This window comes from Rhizobium anhuiense bv. trifolii (assembly GCF_024346605.1).
In the GTDB taxonomy this organism is placed as follows: domain Bacteria; phylum Pseudomonadota; class Alphaproteobacteria; order Rhizobiales; family Rhizobiaceae; genus Rhizobium; species Rhizobium anhuiense.
This window is the reverse complement of sequence record NZ_CP098803.1, coordinates 1,361,786-1,382,837: the sequence shown is the minus strand read 5'-3', so window position 1 is coordinate 1,382,837 and position 21,052 is coordinate 1,361,786. Positions and strand designations below refer to the sequence as shown.

Annotated in this window: 22 protein-coding genes and 1 pseudogene; 14 read left to right on the top strand and 9 right to left on the bottom strand. The window is 62.1% G+C overall.

The window, feature by feature from the left end:
* Nucleotides 1–22 precede the first annotated feature (22 nt).
* Nucleotides 23–793, bottom strand: coding sequence for a DsbA family protein (locus tag NE851_RS15265; protein ID WP_373289073.1), 771 nt, complete (start codon nt 791–793; stop codon nt 23–25).
* Between the two features lie 331 nt (nt 794–1,124).
* Between NE851_RS15265 and NE851_RS15260 the strand changes: the two genes are divergently transcribed.
* Nucleotides 1,125–1,496 (top strand): RbsD/FucU domain-containing protein, encoded by a 372-nt coding sequence (locus tag NE851_RS15260; RefSeq protein ID WP_254961342.1) that lies wholly within the window; start codon nt 1,125–1,127, stop codon nt 1,494–1,496.
* 15 nt (nt 1,497–1,511) lie between these two features.
* On the opposite strand, the gene NE851_RS15255 is transcribed toward NE851_RS15260, so the two are convergent.
* Nucleotides 1,512–2,009, bottom strand: a complete 498-nt coding sequence (locus NE851_RS15255) for a DUF721 domain-containing protein (protein WP_254961338.1) — start codon at nt 2,007–2,009, stop codon at nt 1,512–1,514.
* A gap of 108 nt (nt 2,010–2,117) precedes the next feature.
* On the opposite strand from NE851_RS15255, the gene mutY reads away from it, so the two are divergent.
* From mutY to NE851_RS15240, 3 genes are read left to right on the top strand one after another with little or no spacing between them, the layout of a single operon-like run.
* Nucleotides 2,118–3,209 carry an A/G-specific adenine glycosylase gene (gene mutY / locus NE851_RS15250; protein ID WP_254961336.1) on the top strand — a complete coding sequence of 364 codons (1,092 nt, stop codon included), beginning with the start codon at nt 2,118–2,120 and terminating at the stop codon, nt 3,207–3,209.
* A gap of 2 nt (nt 3,210–3,211) precedes the next feature.
* Nucleotides 3,212–3,826 carry an HAD family hydrolase gene (locus NE851_RS15245; protein WP_097542822.1) on the top strand — a complete coding sequence of 205 codons (615 nt, stop codon included), beginning with the start codon at nt 3,212–3,214 and terminating at the stop codon, nt 3,824–3,826.
* 5 nt (nt 3,827–3,831) lie between these two features.
* Nucleotides 3,832–4,197 carry a nuclear transport factor 2 family protein gene (locus tag NE851_RS15240; RefSeq protein ID WP_047613982.1) on the top strand — a complete coding sequence of 122 codons (366 nt, stop codon included), beginning with the start codon at nt 3,832–3,834 and terminating at the stop codon, nt 4,195–4,197.
* A 147-nt stretch (nt 4,198–4,344) separates the two neighbouring features.
* On the opposite strand, the gene NE851_RS15235 is transcribed toward NE851_RS15240, so the two are convergent.
* The 3 genes from NE851_RS15235 to NE851_RS15225 form a co-directional block, all read right to left on the bottom strand.
* The gene (locus NE851_RS15235; RefSeq protein WP_047613981.1) at nt 4,345–5,499 is read right to left on the bottom strand and encodes a site-specific DNA-methyltransferase; all 1,155 of its coding nucleotides are present in this window, start codon (nt 5,497–5,499) and stop codon (nt 4,345–4,347) included.
* Between the two features lie 142 nt (nt 5,500–5,641).
* Nucleotides 5,642–5,992, bottom strand: coding sequence for an antibiotic biosynthesis monooxygenase family protein (locus NE851_RS15230; protein ID WP_028755729.1), 351 nt, complete (start codon nt 5,990–5,992; stop codon nt 5,642–5,644).
* Nucleotides 5,989–6,318, bottom strand: coding sequence for an NIPSNAP family protein (locus tag NE851_RS15225; RefSeq protein WP_028755730.1), 330 nt, complete (start codon nt 6,316–6,318; stop codon nt 5,989–5,991). The genes NE851_RS15230 and NE851_RS15225 overlap by 4 nt, the downstream gene beginning before the upstream one ends.
* Before the next feature lie 84 nt (nt 6,319–6,402).
* Here NE851_RS15225 and NE851_RS15220 point away from each other — a divergent pair, with 84 nt between their 5' ends.
* Complete coding sequence (locus tag NE851_RS15220; protein ID WP_254961330.1) at nt 6,403–7,089, top strand: ArsR/SmtB family transcription factor; 687 nt, start codon at nt 6,403–6,405, stop codon at nt 7,087–7,089.
* Nucleotides 7,090–7,134: 45 nt separating this feature from the next.
* Here the strand turns inward: NE851_RS15220 and NE851_RS15215 are convergent, their stop codons facing one another.
* On the bottom strand, nt 7,135–7,566 hold the full coding sequence (locus NE851_RS15215; RefSeq protein ID WP_028755732.1) for a hypothetical protein: 432 nt from the start codon (nt 7,564–7,566) through the stop codon (nt 7,135–7,137).
* 251 nt (nt 7,567–7,817) lie between these two features.
* Complete coding sequence (locus tag NE851_RS15210) at nt 7,818–8,033, bottom strand: hypothetical protein (RefSeq protein ID WP_047613975.1); 216 nt, start codon at nt 8,031–8,033, stop codon at nt 7,818–7,820.
* 201 nt (nt 8,034–8,234) lie between these two features.
* Here NE851_RS15210 and NE851_RS15205 point away from each other — a divergent pair, with 201 nt between their 5' ends.
* The 5 genes and pseudogenes from NE851_RS15205 to NE851_RS15185 all read left to right on the top strand — a co-directional run bounded on the left by NE851_RS15205 (nt 8,235) and on the right by NE851_RS15185 (nt 12,975).
* The gene (locus NE851_RS15205) at nt 8,235–10,067 is read left to right on the top strand and encodes a methyl-accepting chemotaxis protein (RefSeq protein WP_254961328.1); all 1,833 of its coding nucleotides are present in this window, start codon (nt 8,235–8,237) and stop codon (nt 10,065–10,067) included.
* 55 nt (nt 10,068–10,122) lie between these two features.
* A pseudogene (locus tag NE851_RS15200) lies at nt 10,123–10,327 on the top strand (hypothetical protein); the annotation flags it as partial.
* Between the two features lie 203 nt (nt 10,328–10,530).
* Nucleotides 10,531–11,940 (top strand): Dyp-type peroxidase, encoded by a 1,410-nt coding sequence (locus tag NE851_RS15195; protein ID WP_254961327.1) that lies wholly within the window; start codon nt 10,531–10,533, stop codon nt 11,938–11,940.
* Nucleotides 11,941–12,116: 176 nt separating this feature from the next.
* On the top strand, nt 12,117–12,281 hold the full coding sequence (locus NE851_RS15190; RefSeq protein WP_179867798.1) for a hypothetical protein: 165 nt from the start codon (nt 12,117–12,119) through the stop codon (nt 12,279–12,281).
* 4 nt (nt 12,282–12,285) lie between these two features.
* Entirely contained in the window at nt 12,286–12,975 is a 690-nt protein-coding gene (locus NE851_RS15185) for an HAD family hydrolase (RefSeq protein ID WP_028755737.1), read from the top strand.
* Between the two features lie 135 nt (nt 12,976–13,110).
* Here NE851_RS15185 and NE851_RS15180 read toward each other — a convergent pair whose 3' ends face one another.
* Nucleotides 13,111–13,758 carry a hypothetical protein gene (locus NE851_RS15180; protein WP_097542827.1) on the bottom strand — a complete coding sequence of 216 codons (648 nt, stop codon included), beginning with the start codon at nt 13,756–13,758 and terminating at the stop codon, nt 13,111–13,113.
* Nucleotides 13,759–14,021: 263 nt separating this feature from the next.
* Between NE851_RS15180 and thrC the strand changes: the two genes are divergently transcribed.
* The 4 genes from thrC to NE851_RS15160 are packed head-to-tail and all read left to right on the top strand — an operon-like array spanning nt 14,022 to nt 20,297.
* A complete protein-coding gene (gene thrC / locus NE851_RS15175; RefSeq protein WP_047613972.1) occupies nt 14,022–15,446 on the top strand; it encodes a threonine synthase in 1,425 nt (474 codons plus the stop codon).
* Between the two features lie 3 nt (nt 15,447–15,449).
* Complete coding sequence (locus NE851_RS15170) at nt 15,450–16,745, top strand: M16 family metallopeptidase (RefSeq protein WP_028755740.1); 1,296 nt, start codon at nt 15,450–15,452, stop codon at nt 16,743–16,745.
* A 28-nt stretch (nt 16,746–16,773) separates the two neighbouring features.
* A complete protein-coding gene (locus NE851_RS15165; protein ID WP_028755741.1) occupies nt 16,774–17,388 on the top strand; it encodes a GNAT family N-acetyltransferase in 615 nt (204 codons plus the stop codon).
* On the top strand, nt 17,385–20,297 hold the full coding sequence (locus NE851_RS15160; RefSeq protein WP_028755742.1) for a sensor domain-containing phosphodiesterase: 2,913 nt from the start codon (nt 17,385–17,387) through the stop codon (nt 20,295–20,297). Before NE851_RS15165 ends, NE851_RS15160 begins: the two co-directional genes overlap by 4 nt.
* Nucleotides 20,298–20,330: 33 nt before the next feature.
* On the opposite strand, the gene NE851_RS15155 is transcribed toward NE851_RS15160, so the two are convergent.
* Complete coding sequence (locus NE851_RS15155) at nt 20,331–20,957, bottom strand: class I SAM-dependent methyltransferase (RefSeq protein WP_254961318.1); 627 nt, start codon at nt 20,955–20,957, stop codon at nt 20,331–20,333.
* Between the last annotated feature and the right edge of the window lie 95 nt (nt 20,958–21,052).

Genomic DNA, 21,052 nt, shown 5'->3' with positions numbered 1-21,052 from the left:
CGTTCTATCGAAACGATCCGGTTCAGAGCAGGCTGTCGATGAGCTTCGACATGGTGTCAACCGGCATGTCTCCAGAGTAGCGCTTGCCATTGATGAGGAAAGTCGGGGTGGCGTTGACGCCGAAATCCTTGGAACCTCTTTCCCGCGTGGCGTTCACTTCATCCAGAAGCTTCTGGTTCGTCAAGCATTTCGTGAAGCTATCCTCAGTAAATCCGGCAAGCTTCGACATCTGCAGCAGTGCGGCGCGGCCGTCATCGGCGGCGGCCCAGATCTGCTGCTGCTTGAACAGCATCGAAACCATCGGGAAATACTGTTCCGGCGTGCTCAACTGTTCGGGATTGGAAGAGCTGCAGCGGGCGAGCATGAAGGCTGCGGCGGCGCGCGGGTCGAAGGGGAATTCGCGGATGATGAACTGCACCTTGCCGCTGTCGACGTACTTCTGCTTGATCGTGTCGAAGGTGGTGTTGTGGAAGTGGGCGCAATGCGGGCAGGTCATCGACATATATTCGACGATCTTGACCGGGGCGTCGGCCTTGCCCAGCGCCATCTCCGGCAGCGCGCCGGGCTTCAGCACCTCGGCCATATCGACATCGCCGTCAGACTCCGGCATGTCGGTCGCCGCTGTGGCCGCCGTCTGCATGGTGTCGACATTGGTGCCGTCGGCCATGGTCTTGCCGGAGGACGAAGCATCGGCAGCGTCCTTGCTGTCGTTGCAGGCGACAAGCGCGACGGCAGCTGCGGCGATGGCGATACCGCTGAGCAGGCGGCGTTTCGTCAGTTGCATTTCGGACATCTGCATGGATTCCCCATAACTAATGAGATTGACGGCGTGATTGTGCGATATAACGGCTTGCGGCCGCTCACAAGCCACGGATCACCAACTTCCTTCAAAGAATTGTGACCGTGATGGGACCAAAAGCGCACGTTGCGTCCGAAATCGGCGGTTCTCAGTTTTCACGGAAGGCCGAAGGCGTATTTCGGCCGGCATAAAACAGTCTCAACACCTGCACCCGATCCTTCACGATCCGGTAAGCGATCGCCAGACGCCGCTCGAAAACCAGAATTCGCACGCCCGGGGCAAAATCCTCGCGCGGCTCTCCCCCTTCCGGCATGTCCTCGAGACCATGACAAACCTGCTTGTCGACAAGAATTTCTCGGCGTGCCGCGTGTCGAAAAAGACCGTCAGCGGCAGGCTCATATCGATGAACGCGGCCAGCGCGCCAGACGCCATAGCGGCGATCCTGGCGGTCATGCCGCTCGATCATTTCGTCGAACAGCCGCTCATGCATATGGAGGATCCGGATCAGACCGGCATCATGCTACCGGTTCATGCGGATGTGGAATTGCTCTGCTCGATGGCGGAAAAGCGAAGCATCACGAGCAGGCCCATCGAGCGCTTCGCCTACTATCCGCTGGCTGAAGCCTGCTTTGCCGTGGTTCAGACAGGGGAGATACGGCCCTATGGCAACTTCATCTTGAAGAAGGGTGTCATTTAGCGGCGGTCCTGGACGTCAGCGTTGATTCCCCCGCTTCCCCATCACCGCGGTCCCTAAGCGCTGGATCGCCTGGCGCAGCTTGTCGTTCTCGATCCCCTCCATCATGCCTTCGAGCTTGCGGGCGGCTTCGCCTTTCAGCGGCGCCGGGGTGCGGGAACGGCGGGGAGCTTGGGAGACCGGCTTCTGGACGATACGGATCTGGTGGACGGCGGCGAAGCCGAAGAAGCTGTTGATGCGCTGGATGAGTTCGCCCTGGGCATGGGTGAGGAACAGCGCGCGCGCGCCTTCGCAGGCGATGGTGAGCACGCCGGGGCGGAAGCCGCCGACCTCGTTGCCGCCGCGGGCCCAGGCGATTTTTTCCGGCCGGGTGCAATCGGCGAAATCCTCGCCGGCGATTTCGCTCCACGAGCCGAGCAGCGCCGTGTTGATGCCGGCGCGCCGCGCCAGGACGGGATCGATCAACCCGTTCGCCAGCTCGGAAATCTGCTTTACATCTTTGCGTGGATAACTCATCGAAACCCTTGGGCGCCGCCGCCAATCGCACAGGCAATCGGCGCGGCCGACTTGATCGCGCGGCATTGCTTCGCCAAGTATAGGCACTTCCCCCCATCGCGGCAAATCATGACGATCACCACACTCGACACGCCCTCGGCAAAGCCCCTCCTCGACTGGTACGATCGCCACCACCGCGACCTGCCCTGGCGTGTCTCGCCCGGCATGGCGGCCCGCGGCGTCAAGGCCGATCCCTATCACGTCTGGCTTTCCGAGGTGATGCTGCAGCAGACGACGGTGCAGGCGGTCAAACCCTATTTCGAGCGGTTTCTCAAGCGCTGGCCCGAGGTGACCGATCTTGCCGCTGCGGAGAATGACGCTGTCATGGCCGCCTGGGCGGGGCTCGGCTATTACGCCCGGGCTCGCAACCTGAAGAAATGCGCCGAGGCGGTGGCGACAGAGCATGGCGGCGTCTTTCCCGACACCGAGGAGGGCCTGAAGTCGCTCCCCGGCATCGGCGACTATACGGCCGCAGCCGTCGCGGCCATCGCCTTCAACCGGCAGGCGGCCGTCATGGACGGCAATGTCGAGCGGGTGATCTCCAGGCTCTATGCCATCGAAACACCGCTGCCGGCCGCCAAGCCCGCGATGAAGGAAAAGGTGGCGCTGCTGACGCCGGCAGAACGCCCCGGCGATTTCGCCCAGGCGATGATGGATCTCGGTGCGACGATCTGCACGCCGAAGCGGCCGGCCTGTTCGCTCTGTCCGTTCCGGGGTGCCTGCGAGGCGCTCAAACTTTCCGATCCCGAGCTGTTTCCGGTCAAGGCGGGGAAGAAAGAGAAACCGGTGCGCTACGGCGCAGCCTTCATCGCGGTGACTGGCGATGGCGAAATCCTGCTGCGGCGGCGCATCGACAGCGGCCTGCTTGGCGGCATGACCGAGGTGCCGACGACAGCCTGGACGGCGCGCATCGACGGCGAGACCTCGGCTGCGGCCGCGCCCTTCGAGGCGGCATGGCAGTCCTGTGGCACCGTCATCCACGTCTTCACCCATTTCGAGCTCAGGCTGTCGATCTGGCGTGCGGTGATCGCCGGCAAGGTCGGCACGAATGACGGATGGTGGGAGCCGGTTACAAATCTTGAAGCGCAGGCGCTGCCGACCGTCATGAAAAAAGCGATCGCAGCGGCTATTCCTCTCGCGTTTAAAACATCCAAGGGATGACCATGACCACCGGCATAAAGCATATTGTTTTCGATATCGGCAAAGTCCTCATTCATTACGATCCGCATCTTCCCTTCAGCCGCCTTATCCCGGATGAGGCCGAGCGCAACTGGTTCTTCGCCAATATCTGCACCCATGACTGGAACATCGAGCAGGACCGCGGCCGCAGCTGGGCGGAGGCCGAAGCGCTGCTGATTGCACAGCACCCGGCACGTGAGGAACAGATCCGCGCCTTCCGCAAATATTGGCACGAGATGGTGCCGCACGCCTATGAGGACAGCGTCGCCATCATGGAAGGGCTGATCGCCGAAGGGCGCGACGTGACGATGCTGACCAACTTCGCCTCCGACACCTTCCGCGAGGCGCAGCAACGCTTCGCCTTCCTCAACCGACCGCGCGGCGTCACCGTTTCCGGCGATGTCGGCCTGATCAAGCCGGATATCGCCATCTACGAGACGCATACGAAAAGCTTCGGCCTCGATCCCGCGGCCACGATCTTCATCGACGACGCGCCGGTCAATGTCGAAGGCGCCAAGGCCTATGGCTGGAATGCGGTGCTGTTTTCGGGTGCGGAGAAGCTGCGCAGCGATCTCGCCGCTTACGGATTGAAGGTCTGAAACCCATGGCTTTCGACCCCGCAGAAGAAATCGAACGTTTTCACGCCGCCATCAACGCCCTCGATTTTCCCGCCATCGAGGCCTATTTCGCCGAGGATGCGACCTATGTCTCGAACGGTGTCGGCAGTCTTGCCGGCCGGCCTGAGATCATGGCTGCCTTCCGGCGCTATTTCGACGACTATCCCGATCAGACGGCGGAAAATTCGCTGGTGGAGACGTTGACGCCGCTCTCCGGCCGATCGGTCTGGTCGGTGCGCGCCACCCACAGCAAGACGGGCAAGCCGCTGATCCGCGAGGGCGAGGAGACAATCACCTTCAATGCGGAAGGGCGCGTCACGCGGGTCGAGGTCACCGATTATCAAGAGTTCTGATGACCGCGTTCCAGCAAAACCGCTGCGCAGTTTTGCTGGTACAGCGCAAATAGAAGACGCCCGGAGCTTGAACTCCGGGCGCCTTGGCCTTCTCCCGCAACTGGAGGGAAATCGGAAGAAGGTATCTCGATCTTGCGAAGGTGGTGCTCACTCCACCTTTGCCAGATCACTGCGGATGACGGACCTGAGATCGTCGATCGGGCGCAGGGACTGCCCGTCTTCGAAATGCCAGAAGGTCCATCCGTTGCATGCATCGAGACCCTGCACCTTGGCGCCGAGACGATGAATGGAGCCGGCCTCGCCGCCCGAGGCCACGGTGCCGTCGGCGCGCACGATGGCGCTGTAGCGGCGCTTGGCATCGGTCAGCACCTGGCCGGGCTTGATCAGGCCGCTTTCGACCAGCACGTTGAAGGCGACGCGGACTTCGGCCTTCTTGCCGGTCATGACGGTCAGTTCCGCCTTGCCGAGCGGCTCGACGGCGGCGATGCGGGCCGAGGCCGCATCGATATAATCCTGTTCGCGCTCGATGCCGACGAAGTGGCGGCCAAGACGCTTGGCGACCGCACCCGTCGTTCCCGAGCCGAAGAAGGGATCGAGCACGATATCGCCGGGCTTGGTCGAGGCCATGATGACGCGGGCAAGCAGCGCTTCCGGCTTCTGCGTCGGATGCACCTTCTTGCCATCCTCGCCCTTCAGCCGCTCGCCGCCATTGCAGATCGGGAACAGCCAGTCGGAGCGCATCTGCACGTCGTCATTGGCCGCCTTCATCGCATCGTAATTGAAGGTATAGCCCTTGGCCTTGGCGTTGGGGCTCGCCCAGATCATCGTCTCATGGGCGTTCTGGAAACGGCGGCCCTTGAAATTCGGCATCGGGTTGGTCTTGCGCCAGATGATGTCGTTGAGGATCCAGAAGTTCAGATCCTGCAGCGTGGCGCCGACGCGGAAGATATTGTGGTAGGAGCCGATCACCCAGATCGAGCCTGTCGGCTTCAGCACCCGCCGGCAGGCCAGCAACCAGGCGCGGGTGAAGGCGTCGTAGGCCTCGAAGGAGGCGAACTGATCCCATTCGTCGTCGACCGCATCGACCAGCGACTGGTCGGGACGATGCAGCGTTCCGCCGAGCTGGAGATTATACGGCGGGTCGGCAAAGATGATATCGACGGAGTGGCTGGGCAAAGCTTCGAGGGCGCTGACGCAATCGCCCTTGATGATCGTGTCAACCCAGGAATCCGACCGGGATCCCGGCCGGGAATCCGACTTGACGGAAGCCTTGAGGTCGGCAAGCGGAAAAACTGATGCCATTCTGATACTCACTCATACGCTCTACGCTTAACTGTCCGTTATGGTTACGCAACTTAGTTACCAAAGCCTGAAGCGGTGGCCGATTTCGGGAATTTATTCGGCCGGCCGGTGAGTGAGCGGCAGACTTTGCCAACGCCGGCGATCAGGCGGCGTCGTGAACCCTGCGGCTGTCGGCCGGCGCTTCGTCGCGTTCGAACATGCCGTAATCGCGGACGACGCTGGCGATCCGCAGGCGATAATCGGCGAAGATGCCGCCGCGTCCGGCCTGCTGCGCGGCCCGGTGCGCCTCGAGATTGCGCCACTCCTTGACGGCCGCCTCGTCGCGGAAGAAGGAGAGCGATAAAAGCTTGCCGCGGTTCGTCAGGCTCTCGAAACGCTCGATCGAGATGAAGCCGTCGATCTTTTCGAGTTCGCTGCGCAACTCGCCGGCAAGATCCAGATATTTGTGGCGTTCGCCCATATAGGGCACGACTTCGAAGATGACGGCGATCATGGCAGCACCAGCTTGGCGTGAGGGGCGGAGACATTTTTGAGGAAGATGCGATCTTCCTTCAGGATGAAGCGCTCGCGTCGGGCCAATTCGTAATTCTCGCGGCCGAGCGGGTCGGACGCCAGCCGGGCGCGATAGGCTTCATAGGCGGCGAGGCTCTCGATATTGTAGACGCCGTAAGCCGTGGTCGCCGATCCCTCGTGCGGGCCGTAATAGCCGATCAGGTCGGCGCCATTCTTCGGAATCGCCTGGCCCCAGTTGCGGGCATATTCGGCAAACGCTTCCTTCTTGAAGGGGTCGATCTGATAGCGGATGAAGCAGGTGATCATATCGTTTCTCCTTTGCTGTCTCAGTGCTCTCCTGGGCCGTTTTCGCACATTGCCTGACGGCGATGCTTCGGTTACGATCGAACTATGAAGGAAGGCCCAGACATTGCGCAGATCGGCGCGCTGATCGGCGATCCCGCCCGCGCCAACATGCTGGCGGCGCTGATTGGTGGCCGGGCGCTGACGGCGACCGAGCTTGCCGGCGTCGGCGGCATCACCGTACAGACGGCGAGCACCCATCTCGCCAAGCTCGAAGCCGGTGGGCTGCTTGCCCAGCGCAAGCAGGGCCGCCACCGATATTTCACCCTCGCCGACGAGGCCGTTGCCCGGCTGATCGAAAGCATGATGGGTTTTGCCGCCGGACGCGGGCACCTGCGCCACCAGCCGGGACCGAAGGAGCCGGCGCTGCGCAAGGCGCGCATCTGCTACGATCATCTTGCCGGTGATTACGGCGTGCGCATGCTCGACAGCCTGATTGCCTCCGGCTCGATCGAGGCGGTCGGCGACGGCCTGGCGCTGACGGAAAAGGGCGAAGGCGACCTCAAATGCATCGGCATCGATGTCGGCGACCTCAGATCCTCGCGCCGGCCGCTCTGCCGCTCCTGCCTCGACTGGAGCGAAAGACGCACCCACCTCGCCGGCAGCCTCGGCAAGGCGCTGCTGTCAAGCTTCCTCGACAAGGGCTGGGCGCGGCGCACGGCCGAAAGCCGCTCGATCCTGTTTTCGCCGGAAGGCGACCGGCAGTTCCTGACGCTTTTTCCGGTCGATCCGTAGCTTATTGCCGATCTGCAGGAGGTTCCAAGGCCGTACCCGGCGGCCTCATGCCCCTGCCCTCTTTTCATCTTCCTGCCGCACATGCGCCCGCAGCGCCGCGAGAGTGAGCGCCAGCGCCGCGTGGTTGCTCTCGGCTTCACCGAGCACGCTTTCGCCCTCATCGATCTCGCGCAGCTGCGCACCGTAAAGCGACTCGTCCGATGTCTGGCGGCCGCAGGCGAGGTGCCAAACCGCATCCGGCTGCACCTCCCGGCACAGATCGATGGCGTGATTGACATCATGCGTGAACGAACGCGCCATCAGGAAACCATGCGGCGACTTGATACTGCTCGGCATATAGTCGTGGGGACCGTCGAAATCGTCCGGTTCGGCCGGCCGGAATTGCTTCAGCAGGAAAGCACAGGTGATGAAGGCGTCGATCCGGCTGTCGGGCATATCAGTCTTTTCCAGGGTCTCGATGATGTCCTCGATCGTCATGCGGTCTTCCTCTTCGTCCGTTCCTTGGCATGCCGCTTGTTCTCCTCCCCATAGCGGCGGTGACGTCCTCCTCGATCGCCATCTAGTGCATGAGAATGCCAAAGGTAGTCCTGGGGCTGCGGTTAGAACTGCATGACGCGGATTTGATGGATGTCGCGCCGTTCTCAACGAAGGCGCATCTCTGCCGTCCCGGTAACAGGCTTGCCTGCTGCCCGTCCATGTTCTCTCGGTACTCGGACGCTATCGGCGGCTTAGCTCTGGCAGCCCTTCTTCCTCATCTTCCTTTCGACCTTGGCTCTCTTGTCGGTGCCATCCCCGGCATGCTTTCCGCCGGTCAGGGCATTATCTTTCATCGCCTGCAGCTGCGCACAGCTTCGGTGCTTGCCCCTGGCGTTGACGTCGGTGGATGTGAAGGCAAACAGCAGCACTACGGCTGCCGCCGGTCGGACGAAAGCTGAAAGCCTCATGGTCCCTCTCCTTGTGCGGCTGCATGCTACGCCCAAGACCGTGAAGCAGCAATGAGCGGCCACAAGGCACAGATCAACCTTTCATCGAAAATGAAATATCGAATGCAACCTATTGTTTTCACGCCACTAAGGATCGGTGCTGAGAAATCATTAAGCATATTCCCGTACTCTCACGTTCTAAATTAACGAGAGAGCCCTGTCATGGCGTCGATCCAGCATAAGATCATCATTGCGAGCATCGCGATTTTCGCGTTGGCGGGTGGCGCCACGGGGGTCGGTATCTGGTCGGCCTCGACCCTGTCGGAAAACAACGCCGACGTTGCCCGGTCGGCGCAAATTCTGCGCAACCATATGCAGGCCGACATGATGCATGACGCGATGCGCGCGGACGTGCTGGCATCGATGCTGGCGTCCAATCCGGCAGCGGTCATAGAAGCGGCCGCGGTGAAGGCGGACCTGGTGGAACACGACGCGTCGTTTCGCGAGATGATTGCCGCCAACAAGGCGCTTGCCGCCGACGACAAGACCAAAGCGCTGCTTGCCAGCATCGAACCTCCGCTTCTGAGCTATATCGAGAGCGCCACGAAAATCGTGGATCTGGCGAGCCAGGATCCCTCGGCGGCCTTGAAGGCCCTGCCCGCGTTCATGCAGCAATTCTCGACGTTGGAAACGGCCATGGAACAGGCCGGCGACGAAATCACCGCCGCGTCGGACGAAATCTCCAAGCGTAGCGCCGACGTCAAGGCTTCTGTCGATATCGCTCTGAAAGCACTTCTGGCCGCAGCCGCATTGTTCGCCACTGGTCTCTATTTCCTGACGCGCAAGACCGTAACCAAGCCGATCCTGGCGCTTTCCAACGATATGCAAAGGCTTGCCGGCGGTGACACGGCCATTGCCTGCACCGGGATCGGCCGCTCGGACGAAATCGGAACGATGGCATCGGCCGTCGAAATCTTCCGCCAGGCGGCAATTGCCAACAGGCAGCTCGAGCAAGACGCCGAGGCAGCCCGGTTGCAGGGCGAAACCGAACGGCTGACGGCCCGCAAACAGGCCGACGAAGATGCAGCCGTTCGGCTGCGGGCGGCGACATCCGGCCTTGCCGCCGGCCTGAAGCGGCTTGCATCCGGCGATCTCGCCTTCCAGATCGACGAGCCGTTCGCAGCTGATTTCGAGGGCCTCCGGCATGATTTCAACATGTCGATCCGCCAGCTCGACCAAACGCTCGGCGCCATTGCGGCCGCCATTGCCGCGATCGACGAAGGCACCCGGGAAATCGCATCCGGGGCCGGCGATCTGTCAAAACGCACCGAACAGCAGGCTGCCTCGCTCGAAGAAACCGCCGCAGCGCTCGATCAGATCACCGCCAATGTCTCGAACTCGAGCAAGCGCACCGACGAGGCGCGCACGGAAGCGACCGATGCGAACCGCAATGCCGCCAAGTCTTCGGAGGTCGTGTCGCATGCCGAAGAGGCGATGCGCCGCATCGAGGCTTCGTCGCAGCAGATCTCCAGCATTATCGGCGTGATCGACGAGATCGCCTTCCAGACCAACCTGCTGGCGCTGAACGCCGGTGTCGAAGCGGCGCGCGCCGGAGAGGCGGGCAAGGGCTTTGCGGTGGTGGCCCAGGAAGTGCGCGAACTCGCCCAGAGATCGGCCCAGGCGGCAAAGGAAATCAAAGGCCACATCCAGAAATCGTCGGTGGAAGTGGAAAGCGGCGTCAAGCTGGTTCTCGACACCAGCCAGGTTCTGAAGGCGATCAGCGAACAGATCGCCCGCATCAATCAGCACATGGATGCCATCGCCGTCTCGGCAAGAGAACAGTCGACCGGCCTTGCCGAAGTCAACACCGCCGTCAATTCCATGGATCAGGTGACCCAGCAGAACGCGGCGATGGTGGAGCAATCAACCGCGGCATCCGGTCATCTCGCCGAGGAAGCCGCCAAGTTGCGTGAACTCGTTTCCCGGTTCAAGCTGCGCGCGACGGCTTCGACGCCATCTGCCGCTGGACGCCGGAGCGGGCAGCTGGCGGCCTGACGGCTTCTGTCTGCTCGCCATTTCCATTCCCGCGACGTCGAGGACCTCAGATCATTGCGGCTGCCGCTCCTGCCTCGACTGTAACGAAAGGCGGGCTGATCTTGCCGGCCGTCTCGGCGAGGCCCTGCTGTCAAGTTTCTTGGACAAAGGCTGGGCGCCGGGCGGCGGAAAGTCGCCCGATCATCTTCTCAGCGGAGGGCGACCGGCAGTGCCTGCACTCTCCAGCAGTGGCAGCAGAGCCTATCCAAGTGGGCGGGTGATAAATCAGATCAAAGTCCACCACCCTCACCCGCAGCATCGAGGACATCTAGCGCACCCTGATGCCAATAGGGTCGTTTGCAGATCAAAAACGGCAAAAGATTCAACACGCCATCGGAAATACAAATCAAACAATAAATGGTTGCGTTGACTCTAATATGCTACCTGTTGTTTAATGACGATGTCATTAACGGAGGAACGCAAGATGTCCGTCACGTTAAATTCTCCAATCTCATGGAAAAATCCATCTGCCGACGACAGCACTATGCTTGACAACCTTCAGCCGAACATCATCAAGGCGCATGTTCGTGAGTTTTTGACTCTGCTTTTTCTGCGGTTTGACGATAAGGAAGCTGCGAAACACTTCCTTCGGGCAATTTCCACGACGCTGATGAAATCGGCAAAGCAACATTTAATGGAAATTGAAGCATTCAAAGCCAAACCTTCGACGCCGGGAACGCCGTACATTGGGCTTGGCCTTACTGACGAGGGCTATCAAGCCCTCCAAATCGCCCAAAGGCCGAGCGATCCGATATTTCGCGCGGGCATGCAAAAATCCGACTTGAATGACCCTGATGTCAGCAGGTGGGATTCTTATTTTCACAATCCCATCCATGCGGTCGTACTGGTGGGAGATATGCTCAATGACACCAAGGTCACTGCTCACCATCAGGTGGTAAACTTGATCCAGGCCTCGCATGGGGTAACAATCGTGGGGACGCAAGATGGCCTGGGCCTTCACAATGACAATAGAGAAGGTATCGAACACTTCGGCTATGTCGATGGGCGCAGCCAGCCGCTGTTTCTGCTGGAAGACATCGACGCGGAAGAAAACGCGACGGATGGGATTGCGAACTGGGATCCGGCTTTCCCATTAGAACAGGTTATTGTTCCTGATCCAGCAGCGCCCGATCCGGCCGTTCATTTCGGAAGTTACTTCGTATACCGGAAGCTGGAACAAAACGTCCGCCGGTTCAAAAGGCAAGAGCAGAAACTTGCAGATCGCTTGTTCGGATCTGATGACGAAAGGGCCGGCGCCATGGTCGTCGGGCGCTTTGAGGACGGAACGCCGGTCACGATGCAGTCAGAAGACGGCGTTGAGTCACCCGTCCCGAACAACTTCAACTACTTCAGCGACAAGAGCGGCGCGAAGTGTCCCTTTTCAGGGCATATCCGAAAAACCAATCCGCGAGGGTCGGGCGGGTTCGAAAACAGTGCTGGCGAACGAAAGCACCTCATGGCCCGACGCGGCCAAACCTATGGCGTGCGAACAGATAATCCGAACGATGGCAGGATCGAGAACAAACCGAGTAAATACGTCGGCCTGTTATTCATGGCGTTCAACAGTGATATAGGCAATCAGTTCGAATTCACGCAGAAAAATTGGGCCAACAATCCCGGTTTCCCAGCTGTGCCGACCGGCTTTCCAGCGCCGGGGGTCGATCCGGTCATCGGTCAAACAAAACAAGATGCTGCGCGACCAGATATGGAAGGAGCGGCCATCTGGGGTGATCCCGGCTCCCTCAAGACCGTTGCAACCGTTCCTCAAGCGGTGAAGATGAAGGGAGGCGAATATTTCTTTATGCCGTCCCTCGCATTTCTGAGTTCGCTTTAAGCTTGCCATGACGTTGGCGGGCAATCCTGCCGACGTCATTCCACGGTCATCTCCAGGGACTCTCACCTGATAGCGCCGCGCACGATGCTAGGCGAGCATGCGGCGTGCGATTGTGCCTTCCGGCTCCCTCCCATGCGCCTTCGGTGGCGAGCGAGTTCCTGCTTGTCGAGGCCGGGATGAAGGTGGCCTACGCCGTCGATCCGGCAGCAACGCCGGAGCCGGTCGCTTGCCGCATCGCAGCCATGCTTGAGATCCGGTTGAGCTTTGGGCGGGCATCGTGTAAAGCCGCAGCATCCCCGGACAAGACCCAGGCTTTCGGCCCAGATTTCAGCAAGGCGTGAACATATGGACGGCTTCGACCTCATCATCTTCGACTGCGACGGCGTTCTCGTCGATTCCGAAATCATCGCGGCGGAAGTCGAATCCGCGCTGCTGACGGAGGCCGGCTACCCGATCGGCGTCGAGGAAATGGGCGAGCGTTTCGCCGGCATGACATGGCGCAACATCCTGCTGCAGATCGAGCGCGAGGCGAGCATCCCGCTTTCGGCCTCGCTGCTCGACAAGTCGGAAAAGATGCTCGACCTCCGGCTGGCGCAGGACGTCAAGGCCATTGCGGGCGTCGAATTCGCCGTCTCCCGGCTGCCGATGAAGCGTTGCATCTGCTCGAACTCCAGCACCAAGCGGCTCGATATGATGCTGACCAAGGTGGGGTTGAAGCCGCTGTTTGCACCCAATATCTTCTCCGCCAAGGATCTCGGCCCCGACCGCGCCAAGCCGAAGCCCGATATCTTCCTGCACGGCGCAAGCCAGATGGGAGTTTCGCCTGACAAGGTTGTCGTGGTCGAGGATTCCGTGCACGGCGTGCATGCGGCGCGCGCCGCCGGAATGCGCGTCATCGGCTTTACCGGCGCCTCGCACAGCTATCCCGCCCATGCCGATAAATTGACCGATGCCGGCGCCGAAACGGCGATCTCGCGCATGAACGACCTGCCGGGCGTCGTCGCCGCCTTGGCCGCCTGGGACAACGTTCTCTGAAGCGCCCGAAGCCGCTAGCCCGCTCTGGTTTGAGCGTACGGCTGCCCTCCCCCTAGCCTGACCGGGTGGCGGCAGCCGGATGAGGGGCCGCTATCGATGAGTTCCCAGGCCGGTGTAGGCCGAAGGCCGAATTGCTTAGCTGCTCTTCTTGGTCTTCGCCGGCTGGGTGTCGAAGCCGACATTGACGCGCACCAGGGCGCCGGCGCCGACCGGCATCTTGATGCCTTCCTTCCGGAAGATCACCTGCGTGCCAGGCGCGCCTGCCGGGATCTCGGTCGCGAACTTGGTGACCTCGGAATAGAGCACGTTCTCGCCGTCGAGGATGGTGACGCGGATCGGCAGCGTCAGCGGGCCCGGCGCACCGGCCGGGCCGGTGATCAGGCGCAGCTGGGCGACGACCGTCATCGTCAGGTTGGTGTCGTTCAGCGTGCACTGGCGGGTGTAATCGCCGAAGGAGGCCTGGTAGACGATCTGCTGCGGATCGTCCTTCTTGCCCTTGGCATAGGTGCGGAAGATCGCATCCTGGTCACGCATGAAGATCTGCGGGCAGGCGCCCTGGACGACCGGGGCAACGGTGCCCTGCGCGGTCGTGGCCGTGCCGATCGACGGATTGTTCGACGAGGGATTGGCGGGTGCCAGCGGCATGATCTGGGCGGTGCCGTTCGGCTGGGTCGGCGGTGCAGACGACTTGCTGTCTCCGCCTATGCCGAGCGAGTTGCAGCCGGCGAGCAGGGCAAGAAAAGATACGGAGACGATGAGACGCGAGACCTTGCCGAGCACCATATTCCATCCCTTGTACAAGCGTTTCTTGGAGGCCCCATGTCTTTTCCGCGAGGCCTTTCATGACGGTTTGCGATGGTCTATATCAGCGGCGCAAACAAAAATCGATTGGGTAAGCGCCGTTTTGATGCACTTTTCGCCGCCGGATGCGGGCAACTTCAACAGGATACCCGCGATGGCGTGCCTACGGGGCAGCCCCTCTCCAATTTTCGGCAGAGCAAGCCACGGCTGCGCCCGGCCGGATTTCTTCCAGCGATAGATCAAGGATGACGAACGTGGACTATATCTCGACCCGCGGCGAGGCCCCTTCCCTCGGCTTTTGCGACGCCCTGCTGACCGGGCTGGCGCGCGACGGCGGGCTCTACGTTCCCCGTAAATGGCCGAGCTTCTCGAAGAAGGAGATCCGGGCGCTGCGCGGCAAGACCTATCAGGAAGTGGCCTTCACCATCCTGTCGCCCTTCACCAACGGCGAGATCCCCGACGACACGTTCCGGGCGATGATCGACGAGGCCTACGGCACCTTCCGCCACCCGGCGATCGCGCCGCTCGTCCAGACCGGGCCGAACAGCTTCGTCATGGAGCTCTTCCACGGCACGACGCTCGCCTTCAAGGACGTGGCGATGCAGCTGCTCGCCCGGCTGATGGACTATGCGCTGGAAAAGCGCGGCGAGCGGGCGACGATCGTCGGCGCCACCTCGGGCGATACCGGCGGGGCGGCGATCGACGCCTTTGCGGGCCGCGAGCGCACCGATATCTTCATTCTCTTCCCGCACGGCAAGGTCTCGCCGGTGCAGCAGCGACAGATGACGACCTCGTCTTCGCCAAACGTGCATGCGCTTGCCGTCGAGGGCAATTTCGACGATTGCCAGAACCTGGTGAAGGCGATGTTCAACGACGTGGCCTTCCGCGACAAGGTTCGTCTCTCCGGCGTCAACTCGATCAACTGGGCGCGCATCATGGCCCAGATCGTCTATTATTTCACGGCGGCCGTCGCCCTCGGCGGACCGGACCGGAAGATCTCGTTCACGGTGCCCACCGGCAATTTCGGCGACATCTTCGCCGGTTACTGCGCCAAGCGCATGGGCCTGCCGATCGATCGGCTGGTGATCGCCACCAACGAGAACGACATTCTGGCGCGGACGCTGAAGACCGGCCGCTACGACATGAAGGCGGTCAAGGCGACGAGCTCGCCGTCGATGGACATCCAGATCTCCTCGAACTTCGAACGGCTGCTGTTCGAAGCCTATGGGCGCGACGCCTCGAAGGTGCGCGCGGCGATGGAGAGTCTCAAACAATCCAATGGCTTCGAGATTGCTCCTGAAGCGCTGAAGGCGATCCGCCGCGACTTCCGCGCCGGCCGCGCCAGCGAGAAACAGGTGGCCGAGACGATCCGCAAGACCCATGCCGAGACCGGTTATCTGCTGGATCCGCATTCGGCGATCGGCGTCTTCGTTGCGGCGAAGAAAGAGAAGCCGAATACGCCGATGGTGACGCTTTCGACCGCGCATCCGGCGAAATTCCCCGTCGCCGTAAAATCCGCTTGCGGTATTGACCCGGCGCTTCCGACGTGGCTTGCTGATGTGATGCACAGGGAGGAGCGTTTCCAGATCATCAAGCCGGAGCTGAAAGCCGTTGAGACTTTTATCGGCAAACATGCCCGTGGCGAGACGACAGCAGGCGCAGAAAGATAGCCAATGACAGTTGAGTGCACCCGGCTCAAATCCGGGCTGACAGTAGTCACAGAAACCATGCCGCACCTTGAAAGCGTTGCGCTCGGAGTCTGGATCAAATCAGGATCGCGTAACGAGACGGGAGACGAGCACGGCATCGCCCACCTGCTCGAACACATGGCTTTCAAGGGCACGGCGCGCCGCTCGGCCCGCCAGATTGCCGAGGAGATCGAGGATGTCGGCGGCGAAGTCAACGCCGCGACCTCGACCGAGACGACCTCCTATTATGCCCGCGTGCTCAAGGATCATGTGCCGCTCGCCGTCGATATCCTCGCCGACATCCTGACGGAATCGGCTTTCGAGGAGGAGGAGCTGGAGCGTGAGAAGCAGGTGATCCTGCAGGAGATCAACGCCGCCAACGATACGCCCGACGACGTGGTGTTCGACCGGTTCTCCGAAGCCGCCTATCGCGACCAGACGCTCGGCCGGGCGATCCTCGGCACGCCGGAGACCGTCGTCTCCTTCACGCCGCAGCAGATCCGCGGCTATCTCGGCCGCAACTACACGACCGACCGCATGTTCGTGGTGGCGACCGGCGCCGTCGAGCATGATGAATTCGTCCGCATGGTCGAGGATCGTTTTGCGAGCCTGCCGACTTCGCCTTCCGCCCCGCCCGTCATGGAAGCGGCGCGTTATATCGGCGGCAGCGTGCGCGAACCGCGCGACCTGATGGACGCGCAGATCCTGCTCGGCTTCGAGGGCAAGCCCTATCATGCCCGCGATTTCTACTGCTCGCAGATCCTTGCCAATATTCTTGGCGGCGGCATGTCCTCCAGGCTCTTCCAGGAAGTGCGCGAGTTCCGCGGCCTCTGTTATTCCGTCTATGCCTTCCACTGGGGCTTTTCCGACACCGGCATCTTCGGCATTCATGCCGCGACCGGCGGCGAAAACCTGCCGGAGCTGTTGCCGGTCATCATCGACGAGCTGCACAAGTCCACCGATGCCATCCACCAGAAGGAAATCGAGCGCGCCCGCGCCCAGATCCGCGCCCAGTTGCTGATGGGCCAGGAGAGCCCGGCTGCCCGCGCCGGCCAGATCGCCAGGCAGATGATGCTCTACGGCCGGCCGATCTCCAATCCGGAGATGATGGAGCGGCTGGAAGGCATCACCATCGAGCGGCTGACCGACCTTGCCGGCCGGCTGTTCTACGACACGGTGCCGACGCTTTCGGCGATCGGGCCGTTGGAGCAGCTCGCGCCGATGGAAGACATCACCGCCTCGCTTTCGGTCCCGGCGTCGAAGACGCTGCAGGCAAGCTGATCCGACGTCCGTCTGCCGGGAGTAATCGATGGCAAAATCCGTTTTTCGGTTTCTGTCGCGGCAGCCGGAAGCGGTGGAGCTGGAGAACGACAGATATCTCCTGCGCCTGCCGCGCTACCAGGATTTCAACCAGTGGCACCGGCTGCGCGCCGAAAGCCGCAAATTCCTCGAACCCTGGGAGCCGACCTGGCGGCGCGACGAGCTGACCGAGGGCGCCTATCGCGCCCGCGTCATCCGCGGCAAGCAGGAATATGCCTCGGGCCAGGCGGTCCCGCTGTTCATTTTCCTCAAAGGCGACATGACGCTCGTCGGCGGCATCACCATCGGCTACATCAGGCGGGGTGCGGCACAAAGCTGCATGATCGGCTACTGGATGGGCGAGCGCCATGCCGGCCAGGGGCACATGTTCGCCGCCCTGCAAATGGTTATTCCTTACATCTTCACCGGGCTTGAGTTGCACCGTATCGAAGCAGCCTGTATTCCAGATAACGCGCGCAGCATCCGTCTGCTTGAAAAGGCCGGGTTTCAGCGAGAAGGCTATCTGCGCGGATATTTGAAGATCAACGGTCAGTGGCATGATCATGTGATGTTTTCACGTCTCGCCACCGATACGGATAAAGGCAGGAAAACCGACAGCCGATGACCAGAGACCGCATGCTGCCCAAGTCACCGTCCGGACGAGTGATCGCGGTGATCGCAGCCCTTTTCCTGGCGGCCTTCGCCTTCGTGGCGGGTACGGCCCAGGCGGCCGAACCGGTGAAGATTTCCCGCGACGATACCGCGCTCGACCTGACCGCGACGACCGAGATCTATGTGAACCAGGGCGAGGCCTTCCAGGTTTCGACGGCCGCGGGCGCGGACGGCATCCGCCGCCGCATCGAGGTCAGGGCAAGCTCGGAGAACCATCAGGGCGACTGGGCGGTGTTTGCGCTCGCCAATGTCTCGGAGGAACAGCTCGAGCGCGTCATCGTCGCGCCGCATTTCCGCCTGGTCAATTCCAAGCTGTTCTGGCCGGATCTCGGCTCGCAGCGCATCAGCGCCATCACCCCGAGCGAAGGCTTCGCGCTCGACCGGCAGCCGAGCGACGAGGCCGACGTCTTCCGCATCACGCTGAACCCCGGCGCCGTCATCACCTTCGTCGCCGAACTGTCGACGCCGGAGCTGCCGCAGATCTATCTCTGGGAACCGAACGCCTACAAGGATACGATCAACGCCTTCACGCTCTATCGCGGCATCGTGCTCGGCATTGCCGGCCTGCTCGCCGTGTTCCTGACCATCCTCTTCGTCGTCAAGGGCACCTCGATGCTGCCGGCGACGGCGGCCCTCGCCTGGGCGGTGCTCGGCTATATCTGCGTCGACTTCGGCTTTCTCGGCAAGCTCATCAGCGTCGCATCGGCGGACCAGCGAATATGGCGCGCCTGCGCCGAGGTGGCGCTGGCGTCGAGTTTCGTCATCTTCCTGTTCACCTATCTGAACCTCAACCGCTGGCATGCGCATCTCGGCTACGCCACGCTTGCCTGGGTGCTCGGCCTTGCCCTGCTCTTCGGCGTGGCGATCTACGATCCGTCGATCGCCGCCGGTATCGCCAGGCTTTCCTTCGCGCTGACGGCGACGATGGGGCTCTTGCTCATCATCTATCTCGGCTTCAACCGCTACGACCGCGCGATCCTGCTGGTGCCGGCCTGGGCGCTGATCCTCGTCTGGCTGTTCGGGGCGTGGCTGACGGTGACCGGGCGGCTCGACAACGATATCATCCAGCCCGCCCTCGGCGGCGGCCTGGTGCTCATCGTGCTTCTGATCGGCTTCACCGTGATGCAGCATGCCTTTGCCGGCGGCGCGTTCCAGCAGGGGCTGTTTTCCGATCTCGAGCGGCAATCGCTGGCGCTCACCGGCTCCGGCGACATGGTCTGGGATTGGGATGTGGCGCGCGACCGCGTCGTCACCATTCCCGATGTCTCGACCAAGCTCGGCCTATCGCCGGGCACCATGCATGGCGCGGCGCGCAACTGGCTGCCGCGGCTGCATCCCGACGACCGCGACCGCTTCCGCGCGACACTCGACGTGCTGCTCGAACACCGCCGCGGGCGGCTGAACCACGAGTTCCGCATCCGCGCCGAGGACGGGCATTTCCACTGGCTGTTGATCCGCGCCCGGCCGGTGCTCGGCTCGAACGGCGAGATCATCCGCTGCGTCGGCACCATCGTCGACGTGACCGAGCAGAAGAATTCCGTCGAGCGGCTGCTGCACGATGCGCTGCACGACAATCTGACCGGCCTGCCGAACCGCCAGGTCTTCCTCGACCGGCTGCAATCGGTGCTGGCGCTGGCACCGGGCGGCGACACGCTGCGGCCGACGGTGATGGTGATCGACATCGACCGCTACAAGCTGGTCAATGATTCGCTCGGCGTTGCCGCCGGCGACAACATCCTGATCGCGCTGACGCGGCGGCTGCGCCGGCTGTTGAAGCCGCAGGACACGCTGGCCCGGCTTGCCGGCGACCAGTTCGGCCTGATCCTGGTGTCCGAGCACAATCCGGCCAAGGTCGCCGATTTCGCCGATGCGATCAGCAAGGCGATCATGGTGCCGATCAACTTCGCCAATCGCGAGATCATCCTGACGGCCTCGGTCGGGCTCGCCTCCTGGGTCGACCGGCAGGAAAGCGCCACCGGCCTGCTCAGTGACGCCGAGCTTGCGATGTACCGGGCAAAACGGGCGGGCGGCAACCGCGTCGAACCGTTCCAGCCGGCCTTCCGCGATTTCGGGACCGATCGGCTGCAGCTGGAAACGGATCTGCGCCGCGCCATCGAGCGCAAGGAATTGTCGATGGTCTATCAGCCGATCGCCAGGCTGGAGGATGTCGAGATTGCCGGTTTCGAGGCGCTGATGCGCTGGGAACATCCCAAACGCGGCAATATTCCGCCATCCGAATTCATTCCGATCGCCGAGTCCTCCGATCTCATCGGCCCGCTCGGCATGTTCGCGCTGGAACAGGCGACCAACGATCTGATGAGCTGGCAGCACCAGACCGGCGAATTGCCGATCTTCGTCTCGATCAATCTGTCGAGCGTGCAGCTGCTCAACAACGAGCTCTATGACGACGTGCGCTCGGTTCTCGCCAAGACGCATTGCCATCCCTCGCGGCTCAAGCTCGAACTGACGGAATCCATGGTGATGGAAAATCCGGAACAGGCCCGCCTCGTGCTGCAGAAGCTGAAGGAGGCCGGCATCGGGCTGGCGCTCGACGATTTCGGCACCGGCTATTCGTCGCTCGCCTATCTCACCCGCTTCCCCTTCGACACGATCAAGCTCGACAAGGCGCTGGTGCGCGACGGCAGCGACAAGAAGGCGACCGTGCTCCGGTCGGTGATATCGATGGCGCGCGAGCTTGAGATGAAGGTAGTGGCCGAGGGGATCGAATCCAACGAGGACGCGATCGAACTCGCCAAGATGGGCTGCAGCTACGGCCAGAGCTACCTGTTCGGGCCGCCGATCCCTTCTGAATCGGTACTGCGGCTGCTGCGCGACCGCTTTCCGCTGACGAAACGGGCCTGAGCGGAACGGCCATTCCCGCAAGTTCTATGTGCGTCACCCCCGACTCGCCCGAACGCTGAGCCACCGATCATGGGGCTTTCCGACGCACAGACGTACCTCGCTGACGATCCAGCCGGCGTCCGTGAGTGCGGACCGCAGGGCAAACTCGCGCCAGTACGTCTCGACGTAGCGCCGGGGCGCTGCAGCACTGCCATGTGTGGACACATCCTCGCCTTCGCCCTCTCTTACCGAGGCGTGCAATCGGCCACCGGTCCGGGTCGCCTCGGCAAGCCGTCCGAGCACCGTGCCGAAATCCTCGCGCGCGACATGAATCAGGCAGGCACAGGCCCAGATCCCGTCGTACGGCGTGCCGGGACGCTGCGGGTCGGCCAAGTCTTCGGTCAGCGGATCCAACAGGTCGGCCTCGAAGCCATTTTCGCGAAGCAGTTCGACGAAACCCTTTGCAATGTCGGTGCGCCGGACGCTAATTCCCCGCTTCTCAAGCGCAAGTGCATCTCGCCCGCCACCGCTTCCGATCTCCAGCACCCTGCCCGAGCCGCCCAGCCCGGTCACGAACGCATCGATCTCTGTCGCGACCCATTCGGGCATCGCCGCGGCCTCCGCAGCGTACTCCGCCGCGACCGCATCATAGGACCGCACGGTATCCAGGTCGGTGCTCATCCTGGCGTTCCTCCTTCAAGACAAGGGGCCTGATAAGCGAGAGGCCCGTCAGTCCGTTGCGCCCTTCACACTTCGGCAGTGGGTGACATCGCGGG